11 protein-coding genes are annotated in these 11,916 nt (G+C 64.4%); 2 read left to right on the top strand and 9 right to left on the bottom strand.

Going from position 1 to position 11,916, the window contains the following annotated elements:
• Positions 1–50: 50 nt before the first annotated feature.
• The 6 genes from GGR39_RS12205 to GGR39_RS12180 all read right to left on the bottom strand — a co-directional run bounded on the left by GGR39_RS12205 (position 51) and on the right by GGR39_RS12180 (position 6,791).
• The gene (locus GGR39_RS12205; protein WP_183617409.1) at positions 51–776 is read right to left on the bottom strand and encodes a nucleotidyltransferase family protein; all 726 of its coding nucleotides are present in this window, start codon (positions 774–776) and stop codon (positions 51–53) included.
• Positions 773–1,783, bottom strand: coding sequence for an aminoglycoside phosphotransferase family protein (locus GGR39_RS12200; protein WP_183617408.1), 1,011 nt, complete (start codon positions 1,781–1,783; stop codon positions 773–775). Before GGR39_RS12200 ends, GGR39_RS12205 begins: the two co-directional genes overlap by 4 nt.
• Positions 1,750–2,205, bottom strand: a complete 456-nt coding sequence (tsaE, locus tag GGR39_RS12195; protein WP_221226124.1) for a tRNA (adenosine(37)-N6)-threonylcarbamoyltransferase complex ATPase subunit type 1 TsaE — start codon at positions 2,203–2,205, stop codon at positions 1,750–1,752. Before tsaE ends, GGR39_RS12200 begins: the two co-directional genes overlap by 34 nt.
• Before the next feature lie 26 nt (positions 2,206–2,231).
• Positions 2,232–4,586, bottom strand: coding sequence for a sensor histidine kinase (locus GGR39_RS12190; protein ID WP_183617406.1), 2,355 nt, complete (start codon positions 4,584–4,586; stop codon positions 2,232–2,234).
• A gap of 197 nt (positions 4,587–4,783) precedes the next feature.
• Entirely contained in the window at positions 4,784–6,202 is a 1,419-nt protein-coding gene (ahcY, locus tag GGR39_RS12185; RefSeq protein WP_183617405.1) for an adenosylhomocysteinase, read from the bottom strand.
• Positions 6,203–6,317: 115 nt separating this feature from the next.
• Entirely contained in the window at positions 6,318–6,791 is a 474-nt protein-coding gene (locus GGR39_RS12180; RefSeq protein WP_183617404.1) for an S-adenosyl-L-homocysteine hydrolase, read from the bottom strand.
• Positions 6,792–6,965: 174 nt separating this feature from the next.
• Between GGR39_RS12180 and GGR39_RS12175 the strand changes: the two genes are divergently transcribed.
• Positions 6,966–7,445, top strand: coding sequence for a peroxiredoxin (locus tag GGR39_RS12175; RefSeq protein ID WP_183617403.1), 480 nt, complete (start codon positions 6,966–6,968; stop codon positions 7,443–7,445).
• Between the two features lie 70 nt (positions 7,446–7,515).
• Positions 7,516–8,196, top strand: a complete 681-nt coding sequence (locus GGR39_RS12170) for an SDR family NAD(P)-dependent oxidoreductase (protein ID WP_183617402.1) — start codon at positions 7,516–7,518, stop codon at positions 8,194–8,196.
• Here the strand turns inward: GGR39_RS12170 and GGR39_RS12165 are convergent.
• From GGR39_RS12165 to GGR39_RS12155, 3 genes are all read right to left on the bottom strand, one after another.
• The gene (locus GGR39_RS12165) at positions 8,159–9,604 is read right to left on the bottom strand and encodes a hypothetical protein (protein WP_183617401.1); all 1,446 of its coding nucleotides are present in this window, start codon (positions 9,602–9,604) and stop codon (positions 8,159–8,161) included. The genes GGR39_RS12170 and GGR39_RS12165 overlap by 38 nt on opposite strands.
• 119 nt (positions 9,605–9,723) lie before the next feature.
• Positions 9,724–10,332, bottom strand: coding sequence for a GTP cyclohydrolase I FolE (folE, locus tag GGR39_RS12160; protein WP_058737996.1), 609 nt, complete (start codon positions 10,330–10,332; stop codon positions 9,724–9,726).
• Positions 10,329–11,870 (bottom strand): phospholipase D-like domain-containing protein, encoded by a 1,542-nt coding sequence (locus tag GGR39_RS12155; RefSeq protein WP_183617400.1) that lies wholly within the window; start codon positions 11,868–11,870, stop codon positions 10,329–10,331. Before GGR39_RS12155 ends, folE begins: the two co-directional genes overlap by 4 nt.
• Between the last annotated feature and the right edge of the window lie 46 nt (positions 11,871–11,916).

Raw genomic sequence — 11,916 nt, 5'->3', positions numbered from 1 at the left:
CCGATCGTGGTCATCCGTGACATCGGGCCAATCCAACTGATCAAAAGCGATCACGCACGCGTCAGCCACGCCTCGGTCGGAGCAATCGCGCCTGGATCACCCACTTCGAACCACACACCGGTATGCGACACCCCGTAGAGCCGCCCTTCCTCGATCGCGCGATTCCACAGGACATTGGTGGAGAATGCGCCCTCCGGCGCATCCCTCAACAGCCGATGCGAGACCAACTGGATGCCCGAGTAAATGAACGGCGCGATCCGCCCCGAACGACGCCGCGCAACCCGGCCCATGCCGTCCAAGTGGAAATCGCCCTTGCCCTTGTAGTTCAGCGCGCGCGCATGCGGCACCAGCAGCAGCAGCGCGTCCATCCGCTCGGCATCCCAGGCGGCGGAGAGCTCGGTGAAGGCGTTGCGCGGCCCATCAACCCAGATGTTGTCGCTGTTCAGCGCGAAAAAGGGATCGGGCAGCATCTCCTTGGCATTCACCATGCCGCCGCCGGTTTCCAGCAGCAGTTCGCGCTCATCCGAGACGATCGTGGTCGGAGCCTTGCTCCGGCGGCCGCGTAGATGGGCTTCCAGCGCATCCGCCAGGTAGTGGACGTTGACCACCGCCTTGCTCACACCAGCCGCGCCCAGTTGATCCAGCGCATAGTCGATCAGCGGTTTGCCGGCGACGCGCACCAGAGGCTTGGGCTGCGTCGCGGTCAGCGGACGCATCCGCTTGCCGATCCCGGCGGCAAGGACCATCGCGGTGTCGCTGGCGAGCGGCGCGCTCATGCCGCGAACGCTCCGCCGTCGGCCTGGCGCAAGGTTGCGGGCACGTTAGCCGCGAACCATTCCTCCACGCGCGCGAGCGCCGGGTGGGACAAGTCACGTTCCAGCTGCCGCCAAACGCGCGGGATCAAGTCGAGGTAGCGCCGCTTGCCGTCGCGCTTCCACAGCCGCACGAAAATGCCCACGATCTTGATGTTCCTTTGTGCGCCCAGCCGCGCATAATCTGCGAGGAAAGTTTCCCGGTCAGCGCCGGTTGCCGCCAAGTAGCGCTCGATCATCGCCGTCTCTACTTCCGCCGAAACATCGCGCCGCGCATCCTGCAGCAGAGAGACCAGATCATAGGCCGGATGGCCCACCAGCGCGTCTTGGAAATCCAGCAGCCCCTGCCGGTTCAGCGCGCCCAGCAACATGATGTTTTCCGCATGATAATCGCGCAGAACGGTTACACCGGGGCGCTGGCGGGGCAGCAGGTCGGCCAGGGTAGCCTCCCACGCCGCGGTATATCCCGCCGCATCGGCATAGAGATTCTGCGCAGGACAGTACCACTCGGTGAACAGACGCACTTCGCGCAGGTATTCGCTCAAGGAATAGTCCAGGAACGGTCCCGGCGGCAGCCGGTGAAGCTGCACCAACGCATCGATCGCGCCGCCATAGACCTCGATCTCGTCGGCAGGGTGCGTATCCAGATAGTCGCGCATGCGGTCGGTGCCGAAATCCTCCAGAAGGACCAGACCCTTGGCGGCATCCTCGGCCAGGATATGCGGTGCACGCATCCCGTTGTCATCCAGCCAGTGCGCCGCACGCAGGAACGGTGCGGGGTCCTCGTTCGGGGGCGGCGCGTCCATTAGCAGGCTGGTGCGGCCATCGCGCCGAATGCGGAAGTAGCGGCGGAACGAGGCATCCCCGGGCAGAGGCTCGATCGCCGCGTCGGACCAGCCGGCCCGAGCGAGGAATGCGTGAACGCCGCCGGGCAGACTCACGGTGCTGGGGGGATCGATTGCATCAGCCATGGCAGGCGCTCTAGCCAATCGCCCCCACCCTCGACAACGGCGATCCTGCCGCCGCCCCCATCTTCTTGTTCAGGACGCAGCGTAATCGACAGACAACCAGCCTCGTGCGCGAAGCCGCCCGCCTGTTCGGGCCACTCGGCGATCAGCGCCGCGCCCTGGCGATAGTCATCCAGGCCGATCTCTTCCACCTCAGCCGGATCGGCCAGGCGATAGAAGTCCGCGTGCACCACCGGCAAACGGACCGATGGCGGCTCGTACAGTTCAATGATCGCGAAACTGGGTGACGGCACCTCGCCCGCATGCCCCAACCCGGCGATCACGGCGCGCGCCAGCGTGGTCTTGCCCGCGCCCAACCCACCGGAGAGCGCCACCACATCGTCAGGCCGCAAGACGGCGGCGATGGCCGCGCCCAGGCGCTCCATGGCCGTGAGGTCGCCCAAGAGCAGCTTCACGGCAGTTCAACGACCGCCGCCGTGCCCTGCCCTCGCTCCGACAAGAGACGCAACGTGCCACCGTGGGCCTGGATCAACTGGCGCGCCAGTGGCAGGCCCAACCCCTGCCGTCGTTCGATCGTAGTGCCGTCGTCACTGATCTTCACGCCATCAAGCGCGCTGGCGAGCACGTCCTTGGCCATGCCGGGGCCGTTGTCTGATACCACCACTTGCGCCACGCTGCGGCCGTTCTGCCGCTCCCGCGCGACCTGGACCAGAATCCGCCCGCCCTCTGGTGTCGCGGCGATGGCATTGTCCAGCAGGTGGCCGAACGCCCGGGCCAGGCGGCGGCGATCACCCTTGATCGTGCCCATCAGGTTGCTGCCTTGCAGGTCCAGCGTCAGCCCGGCGCGGCTGATGCGGGTCGAGCGTTCCTCCACCAGCGTGCGGATCAGCGGCATCAGCTCCACGTCTTCGCGCGCGAGGGGGAGCAACCCAGCCTCGCTTTGCGACAAGTCCAGGATCGTCTCGATCTGCTCGCCCAGCCGCTCCGCCGAATCAATGATGGCCTGCACATATTCGGTGCCGGATTCGCTCAGCTGGCCGCCGACACCCGCCTGCAGCAGTTCGGCAAACCCACCGATCGACGTTAGCGGCGTGCGCAGTTGGTAACTCATGTTGGCCAAGAACCGCGTCTTCACCGCGTCCGCCTCTTCCAGCGCCATGTTGCGATCGCGCAACGCGGCCTCGGCATTTTGCGAATCGCTGATGTCCAGCACCGTCAGCAGGCCATTGCCGTCCGGCAGCGGCACGCCGGTGAACGCCAGCGTCCGGCCATCCTCCAGCACGATCCGCCCATCGGTCTGCGCGCGGTCCAGCGTGGCGGCGCGCACCACGTCGCCCACCATCTTGACTTGTGCCGGCGTCTTGAGCCGAGGGGAAATCTTGCCCAGCAGCGCCTCGACATGCGGGTGCGTGTCCAGGAAATCGCTTTCCAGGCCCCAGTCCGCAGCAAAGCGCCGGTTCCACAATTGCATCCGCCCATCCGGCGCGAAGACGGCGATGGATTCGAACAAGCTGTCGAACGTGGCGGTGCGCGTGCGCAGCAGCGTGTCGCGCACGGCGGACAGGCGCAATTGCTCGGTGCGATCTTCGGCGATCAGCAAAAGGCCGCCATCGGGCACCGGCTGCGCCACGATGCGCAAGTGCGTGCCATCGGCCAGCGGCCAGGCCTCTTCCTGCGTCTCGTTGGCCGAGAACCAGCCCGCCCGCTCGCGCCGCCAAGCTGGAAAATCGCGCACTTCGGGAACGCGGCCCTTATCACGCGCGGCATCCAGCAAACGCTCAAACGCGGGCGGATCGGCCATTGCGGCGGGCGCGATCTTGAACAAGCTCTGGAACGGACGATTGGCGAAGGTCAGGCGGCGCTTGGCATCGAACTGGGCGACACCGGCCGAAAGCTGATCCAGCATCGATCGCTGCGCCTCGCGGAAGGCGCGGAAGGCGCGCGCCATCTCCTCCAGATCCTCGACATCCACCGCATAGCCCGCCACGCCCTCGCTGCCGAGCGGCAGATCGTGAACGCGATAGGCGCGGCGCTGGTTGTCGATCGTTACCGAGACCAGCCGCTCGATCGGCGTGCCCTTGACGGCGGCCTGCATCGCGACTTGCGCAGCGGTGAGGCCGTCCACCATCTCGATGAGTTCGACGCCATCCTTGACCACCTGGGTCGCATTGTCGCCCGCCACGGCGGCCACGTAGGCGGAATTCACCAGCCGCAGCGAGCCGTTGGGCCGGCGGAACCACATCGGCATCGGCGCGGCCTCGATCAGCGAGACGAGCGCGGTAAAATCCCCCCGCGCCTGCGCGGCTTCCTGGCGCAAGGTGACCAGTTCGCTCTCGCTGTCGCTGAAATCGAAAACCCAGACGAGCGCCGCGCCGCCGGGCGATACCTGCGGGTCCGCCAAGTGCCCGCGCAACGCCAGGCTGCGATTGGAGCCCATCGGCGTGGCGACCATCCGGAAGGGCGTGGCGGTCTTTTGCGTGCGCAGCACCGCTTGCGTCAGGTGTGCCAGCGCCTCAGGGTCAAGCCCGCGATCGCCGCCGTCCAGTTCGCTGAGATATTGCGGTACGCCATCCAGCCCCAGCCATTGTGCCAGGCGCGGCGAGGCCTCTATCCGGCCATCGGTGCGGACCAGCAGTGGTAGCGCCGGCGATTCCTCCACCATGCGCGCCAGGCGACGGGCGGAGCGCTGGTTCGCCTCGGCCTTGCGCTGGCGCAGGCGCGAGACAACGATCGCCCAAGCCGCCGCCAGCGTCCATGCCGCCATCAGCAAACCGAGCAGCACAGGTAGGATACGGTCCTGGTCCATCAGCTTCCGGCTATGGAGCGCGCATCAGGCTATGACAATGGGTTGGATGGCCCTTGCCATGCGCTAACCCGGAGTTCGGTCTGCGCATAGGCCGGTCAAAGCCACTAAAGCACAGCGCCAGTGCGCTTCGGCTTGGCCCAACACTGACCTTTAAATCGGGCGCGGAGGGGGACAGCGTGGCTGCCCCCCATCACACCTCAGTACCGGTAGTGATCGGCCTTGAACGGGCCCTGCTGCGGCACGCCGATATAGTCTGCCTGCTTCTGGCTCAGCACAGTCAGCTTGACGCCCAGCTTCTCCAGATGAAGGGCGGCCACCTTCTCGTCCAGGTGCTTGGGCAGCACGTAGACGCTGTTCTGGTACTGCTCGGACTTGGTCCAAAGCTCGATCTGCGCGAGCGTCTGGTTGGTGAAGCTGGCCGACATCACGAAGCTGGGGTGGCCGGTGGCGCAGCCCAGGTTCACCAGGCGGCCCTTGGCCAGGATCAGGATCTGCTTGCCATCGGGGAATTCCACCAGGTCGGTGCCCGGCTTCACTTCGGTCCACTTGTAGTTGTCGAGCGCGGAGATCTGGATCTCGCTGTCGAAGTGGCCGATGTTGCACACGATGCTCATCGGCTTCATCGCCTTCATGTGCTCGGCGGTGATCACCGCTTCGTTGCCGGTGGCGGTCACGAAGATGTCGGCGCGGGTGACCGCCTCCTCCATGGTGACGACTTCATAGCCTTCCATCGCCGCCTGCAGTGCGCAGATCGGATCGACCTCGGTCACCATCACGCGGGCGCCGCCATTGCGCAGCGAAGCCGCCGAGCCCTTGCCGACGTCCCCGAAACCGGCGACGCAGGCGACCTTGCCGGCCAGCATCACGTCCGTGGCGCGACGGATCGCATCGACCAGCGATTCCTTGCAGCCATAGAGATTGTCGAACTTCGACTTGGTGACGCTGTCGTTCACGTTGATCGCGGGGAACGGCAGCTTGCCTTCCTTGGCCAGGCTGTAGAGGCGGTGGACGCCGGTGGTGGTCTCTTCCGAGACGCCCTTGATCGCCTTCACCGAAGCGGTGAGGTAGCCCGGCTTCGCCTTGAGGAAGGCGTTGAGCGCACGGACGAATTCGATCTCTTCGGCATTGCCAGGCTCGAACAGCTTTTCGCCGGCCTCTACCCGCGCACCCCAAAGCGCGAACATGGTGGCGTCGCCGCCGTCGTCGAGGATCAGGTTAGCCGTCAGGTCCGCATCGCCTTCGGTCGACCAGTCGAAGATCTTGCCGACGTAATCCCAGTAATCGGCCAGGCTCTCACCCTTGATCGCGTAGACCGGGATACCGCTCGCGGCGATGGCGGCGGCGGCGTGGTCCTGGGTGGAGTAGATGTTGCAGGTGGCCCAGCGGACCTCGGCGCCCAGCGCCACCAGTGTCTCGATCAGGACCGCGGTCTGGATCGTCATGTGCAGCGAGCCGGTGATGCGCGCGCCCTTCAGCGGCTGCGACGCGCCGAACTCGGCGCGCAGAGCCATCAGGCCCGGCATCTCCGTCTCGGCGATCGCGATCTCGGCGCGGCCGTAGTCCGCAAGGCCGATATCGGCGATGGCATAGTCTTTGGTCAGCTCGAGAGTGGCCACGGGAAACTCCTGCAAGGTCTGGCGACGCGCCAAACAAGCGCGCCTTGGATGTGCCGTCCCTTAGCCGCCCAAGCTCATCGAGGCAAATATAAAGCTTTCTTTATATGCAGTGCGATCAATAGACCGCGTCTGTCCGCCGGGGGATGTGTCGATAGGGCAGGATCTGGTCGGCGACTTCCACCAGCGTCCCTGTCCCCTGCACCAGCGCCAGCCCGTGCGTCACCGCTTTAAGGTCGGCGCAGCCCAGCCAGGGGTGGCCGGAGCCGAACTCGCTGGAAATCCCGTAGCTCACCCGATCGAATGCACGGCCGACATTGGCGTTGCCATACCGCTGCGCCAACCGGCTCCACACCGTGTTGGAGGCCCAACCCAGATCGGAGCGGTGCGCTTGCCAGAACGCCGCGTAGTCCTGCCGAAAATCGGATGTGGTGGCGCTGCATTGCGCACCGGTGACCCGCAGCATCATGTCCAGGCGGTAGAGTTTCTCCGCATTGGTCATGGCCGGTGCGGCTACGGCGGGCACTGCGAAAGAAATTGCGAGCGCCGTGCCGAGGCCGGAAATGGCCATCCGCTTGGTCAAATTACGCATAAAACCAGACCTCTACCCGAATCCCCCGTGATGATGGAGGATCGCCCAACCATGGTTGCCAAGAGTTTAACGGTCCACCTAAGCGCAGATTAACCGCGCCGTCCCGTTGTAGAGGCGCAACAGCACCGTATATCTGCGCCGAACCGATTCATCCCCAAGGAAGGATATTTACCCATGACCATCGCCGTTGGAGACAAGCTGCCTGACGTAAAGCTGACCAAGGCTACCGCCGATGGCCCCGATCAGGTCCAGTCCTCAGAGTATTTCGCGGGCAAGCGCGTCGCGCTGTTCTCGGTCCCGGGCGCGTTCACGCCGACCTGCTCGGCCAAGCATCTGCCGGGCTTCGTGGAAAAGGCTGCCGACCTGAAGGCCAAGGGCATCGACGAGATCGCCTGCACCGCCGTGAACGACGCGTTCGTGATGGGCGCCTGGGGCAAGGCTTCGGGCAGCGATGACGTGACGATGCTGGCAGACGGCAATGCCGATCTGGCCGAAGCGGTCGGCCTCACCATGGATGGCAGCGGCTTTGGCATGGGCAAGCGCGGCCAGCGCTTTTCGATGGTCATCAACGACGGCGTGGTCGAGCAGCTGAACGTGGAAGAGCCTGGCAAGTTCGAGGTCAGCTCTGCCGAATACATGCTCGGCAAGCTCTAAGTTATACGCTGCGGGCGGCCACACGGGTCGCCCGTTTCGTTTTTGAAGACAGCAATTGCAGGGATTTGATATGGCGCGTTCGGTGATCGTGACGGGCGGCTTCGGGATTTTGGGCCAAGCCGTTTCCGAGGCATTCGCACAGCTTGGCGACAAGGTGGCCCGGATCGACTTTGCGGCCCAGCCCCATCAGCCCGTCGCAGGTGCTCTGGATATCGGCGGGATCGACCTGACCGATGCCGCGGCGACAAAGGACGCGCTGGCAAAGATCGTCGCCGCACACGGCGGGATCGATGTGTTGGTGAACGTCGCAGGCGGCTTCACCTGGGAGACGCTGGAAGACGGTGCGATCGAAAGCTTCACCAAGATGCATTCGATCAACCTGGTCACCAATGCCACGATCACCCAACTGGCCCTGCCCGAGCTGAAGAATTCCAGCGCCGGACGCATCGTGAATATCGGTGCTGGCGGCGCGGTGAAGGGGGCAATGGGCATGGCGTCCTACGCCGCCTCCAAGTCCGGCGTCCATCGCCTGACGGAAGCATTGGCGGAAGAACTCGCCGGCTCCAGCGTGACGGTGAACGCGATCCTGCCCAGCATCATCGACACGCCGACCAACCGCGCCGACATGCCCGACGCCGATACTTCGACGTGGGTGAAGCCAGAAGCGGTGGCCAAGGTGATCGTGCTTCTGGCCTCTACGGATGCCGGAGCGGTCAGCGGCGCGTTGGTGCCGGTATCACGCGGGGGCTAACCCTGCGCGGAAGCCATACGGCGGCGCCATCGTCTCTATAGATGCGCCGCCAACCGCTGTTCGGCCGGTCCAGCTCATTACTGAGAGCGACGGAGTGGCTGGGCCGCAGCACGAACGCGGCGGGACGGTACAGTCTCTCGATCGCCCGAAGACGATAGCTGCCGTTCAGCGTCGCACCATAGCGCTGCCATTCCTCATCCGTGTAGCGATAGTATCGGCCATCCAGCGAAACCCGCCAGCGCGGATAGCCAGCGTCGATCAAAACGCCCGCGAATTCCGGCTCGGTGATGATAGTGCCGGCAGCATCCGTTTGCGCCAGCCGCGCTACCGCTGTCATCGGCAGATTATCCGAGAAACGGGTGGGGCGGATGGCGGGTGCCAGTACCGCTACGGCAGCGACGCCGAGCACTGGCAGCCATGACGCTCGACCGAACTTCTCCGGCGTCCGCCCGCGCCCGGCAATGACCGGGATCGTCGCCACCGCCCAGAACAGGACAAACCGGTAGGCGCTGATCGTCAACACCAGCAACGCCAGCATCACCGCCAGATCGGGCCAGGATACCGCGCGCCGATCGCGCCACGCCGCAAAGGCCGCCACTAGCGTCACCAGCAGGATCGGCACTGCGTTCTCGCGGTTCGCTTCTATCCACAAGGGCAGCCATTCACTCGCACCAACCGAAATGCTGGCCTGCGCATTGCGCGCCGATACCGCCAGGATACCCGCCCCATCCGGCGTCGCGAACACGCTGAGCGCAGTGATCGGGACAAGCATTGTCGCTGCCAGCGGGCGTGGCTGCGTCCTGTCTCGAAGCCAAACCGCCCAGCCCGCCATAGCATGGGCGGCCAACGCGACTATCCCGATACTGATAGAAGGGTGCAGGTTCTGCCACGCGACCAGCAGGATGGTGCCCAGCATCACTGTTTGCCAGGCGCGTAATTCCAGCTTCAGCAGAGCCAGCAGCAAGCCAAAGCACAAAGCCCCGAAGCTCTGCGGCCGGATGCTGGCAGCAGGTAAGGCGGCGCCAAAGGCCAGCAACAACGCGAGAGTGAGCGGCATCGCCCTTGCGCCCGAACGACGGCAGCCTGCGGCCACAGCCCAGAAGCCACCGCACCAGCACAACGCATCGAACAGACGAAGCCCCGTCCAACCCCAAGCCTGACGAACAGCCGCGAACGCCGCCTGCCCCAACCAGGCAACCGCGTTCAACGGCTCTCCCAGATGGGTCACCGCAAACGGCTCTTGAGACACCGGCGCACGGGCAGCGAGGATCATCTCTCCCAGCTTCAACTGCCAGAAGATATCGACATCCCAGACTTCCCGCCACAGCAGGACGCCCAGCATCAGCGCGGGCACGATCGCCAGCAGCCAGCCGTGGCGCGCCGAGACCGCGTTACGCCTTTGCGCCATCTGCCCGCCCCGGTTTCAAGAATCGTCCTTCATGCGCTTGCCTTGCACGCAAGATCGCCGACGTTTCCAGCCCTTCCCGCGCCGGTCCGCTCAAAAACCTGGGGGATGCCAGCCGGTTTTCAGTAACCCATCAGCTTCAGAACTTCGGTGCGGCTACGCTCATCGTCCAGGAACGTCCCCATCATCCGGCTGGTGATCATGCTGACGCCCGGCGTCCGCACGCCGCGCGCCGTCATGCAGGCGTGACTCGCCTCGATCACCACGGCGACACCCAGCGGCTTCAGGTTTTCCCAGATGCATTGCGCAACTTCGGCCGTCAGGCGTTCCTGGATCTGCAACCGCCGCGCGTAGCCATGCAGCACGCGCGCCAGCTTGGAGATGCCGACGACGTGATCGCGCGGCAGATAGGCGATCGCCGCCTTGCCGATGATCGGCGCCATGTGGTGTTCGCAGTGCGACTGGAACGGAATGTCCTTCAGCAGGACGACTTCGTTGTAGCCGCCAACTTCCTCGAACACGCGTTCCAGATGAATGGCGGGATCGTCGGCGTAGCCTTGGCAGTATTCCTTCCACGCACGGGCGACACGCTTGGGCGTATCGAGCAGACCCTCGCGGTTCGGATCGTCGCCCGACCAACGAATGAGTGTGCGGATCGCATCTTGCACTTCCTCGGGAACGGCGGGCTTTCCGGTGGGCTTATCTTCATCGGGTCCGACCAGACTGCTCATGCTGTTTCCCTTCGTGTGAACTTATTCTTTACCCGCGATAACGTCCGGCGCAATCCGGGCTTTCGCAATAATCCGCGCCTCCGAAACAAGCCGCGCTTTTCGATCGGTTCAAAAACGTCGCTGGGGCGCTCGGGATCGAGCAGCGCACTGTCAGCCAGCGCGCGTTCCGCCTCGTTCAACTCGGGCAATTCCAAAGGGCGCACATGCTTGCCGGTGCGCGGCAGGGCCAGAAGCATAGCCGCCATGGAGCCGTGCTTTTCCAACAGTGGCCCCACGTCATCCTCTGGGATGCCGGCATGTTCGGCGATCAGGGAGTGGCGCAGGCCGATGATCTTGGGGCCGACATCGCGATTGGCGGGGCGGGTAACGTCAATGAAGACATCACATTCGCTATCGAGACCCATAGAGCGATTGTTCATGTTGGCAGAGCCGATGCGCAAGATCTCATCGTCGATAATCGTGAGCTTGGCATGCACGTAGATGGGGTCGCCACCGGTAGTATAGGGCACGAATATGTGGAACCGGCCAGCATGGTCCACCTCCCGCACCGCGCGAACCAGCCGGGCGCGTGCCGAATCCATCGCCACTTGTTCCAGCCAGCCATCGGCGGTGATCGGATTGACGATGCAGAATTCTGGCGGATCGGGCTCAGCCAGGCGCTGGCAGATCGCTTCGGCGATGCGGCGGGAAGCGAAGTATTGCGTCTCGGCATAGATGAAGCGCTTTGCCCGGCCGATCTGTTCGACGAACAGGTTCTCGATCTCGGACACCTGGGGGCAATCGCCCCACTCCGCGCGCGTGCGGGCGATGCCGATCTCGACATTCTCGAACTCGGCCTGAAGGCGATCGGGCCATGGGCTTTCCTCTTGGGGTTTGCACGGCGCCAGCTCTTCCCCGCCCGCCACTTTCCAGCGATCACGACCCAACTCGCCCAGGGCCAGCGCGACATCACCCTCCATCATCATCGTCGCATCGTGCCACGGACCATAGTTTCGCCCGGTCGGCCGCTTGCGTCGCTTATCATCGTGGATGTGTTCGCGAGTGTCCCAGCGGTCTGACGTCATGTCGATACCGCCGCACACCGCCACGCGATCATCCAACACGACGATCTTCTGGTGATGGCTACAGCCCACGGGATGAGCTGAATCGAACTTGAAATCGATCGAAGGGTTTCGCGCCCAGCGCAGAAGGTCGATCACCATGGTGCCGCGGAACATCGACTTGATTAGCGCGACATTCCATTTCAGCAGTCTGATCTCCAGCTCCGGTGTCTGGCGAGCGAGCCACAGCATGAAGGACCCGAGGCGCGCGGGAAAGCGATGCCGCTTGCCGATCGTCCACCACCGTCGACCGGCGGAGAGCAGGATGCGGGTGTCAAAGTCCCAGCCGATCATAAAAACTCGCTGCCGCGTGCTGCGCATGGCGTCGCGCATCAGCTCGAAATAGTCCGCGGCATCGATCACGACGTGCGCGCGAGTGGCCATGGCGTAGCGCCATACCGTTGGCGACGAACCCTCGTCTTCGTTTGCTTCGCTCATACCCACCCGTCCTCCTAACTCGCTCAAAGCCATTGGTGGCGGCAAT

This window comes from Novosphingobium fluoreni, assembly GCF_014196615.1.
GTDB lineage: Bacteria > Pseudomonadota > Alphaproteobacteria > Sphingomonadales > Sphingomonadaceae > Novosphingobium > Novosphingobium fluoreni.
Note: the sequence above shows the minus strand (reverse complement) of the source record. Positions and strands in the feature narration are given on the sequence as shown.

What these genes read in the sequence shown, in the direction of transcription:
- GGR39_RS12205 (WP_183617409.1), bottom strand. Translation starts at nt 776, where the DNA reads ATGAGCGCGCCGCTCGCCAGCGACACCGCGATGGTCCTTGCCGCCGGG.
- folE (WP_058737996.1), bottom strand. Translation starts at nt 10,332, where the DNA reads ATGAGCAGTCTGGTCGGACCCGATGAAGATAAGCCCACCGGAAAGCCC.
- tsaE (WP_221226124.1), bottom strand. Translation starts at nt 2,205, where the DNA reads ATGGAGCGCCTGGGCGCGGCCATCGCCGCCGTCTTGCGGCCTGACGAT.
- GGR39_RS12180 (WP_183617404.1), bottom strand. Translation starts at nt 6,791, where the DNA reads ATGCGTAATTTGACCAAGCGGATGGCCATTTCCGGCCTCGGCACGGCG.
- GGR39_RS12165 (WP_183617401.1), bottom strand. Translation starts at nt 9,604, where the DNA reads ATGGCGCAAAGGCGTAACGCGGTCTCGGCGCGCCACGGCTGGCTGCTG.
- GGR39_RS12190 (WP_183617406.1), bottom strand. Translation starts at nt 4,586, where the DNA reads ATGGACCAGGACCGTATCCTACCTGTGCTGCTCGGTTTGCTGATGGCG.
- GGR39_RS12170 (WP_183617402.1), top strand. Translation starts at nt 7,516, where the DNA reads ATGGCGCGTTCGGTGATCGTGACGGGCGGCTTCGGGATTTTGGGCCAA.
- GGR39_RS12200 (WP_183617408.1), bottom strand. Translation starts at nt 1,783, where the DNA reads ATGGCTGATGCAATCGATCCCCCCAGCACCGTGAGTCTGCCCGGCGGC.
- GGR39_RS12155 (WP_183617400.1), bottom strand. Translation starts at nt 11,870, where the DNA reads ATGAGCGAAGCAAACGAAGACGAGGGTTCGTCGCCAACGGTATGGCGC.
- GGR39_RS12175 (WP_183617403.1), top strand. Translation starts at nt 6,966, where the DNA reads ATGACCATCGCCGTTGGAGACAAGCTGCCTGACGTAAAGCTGACCAAG.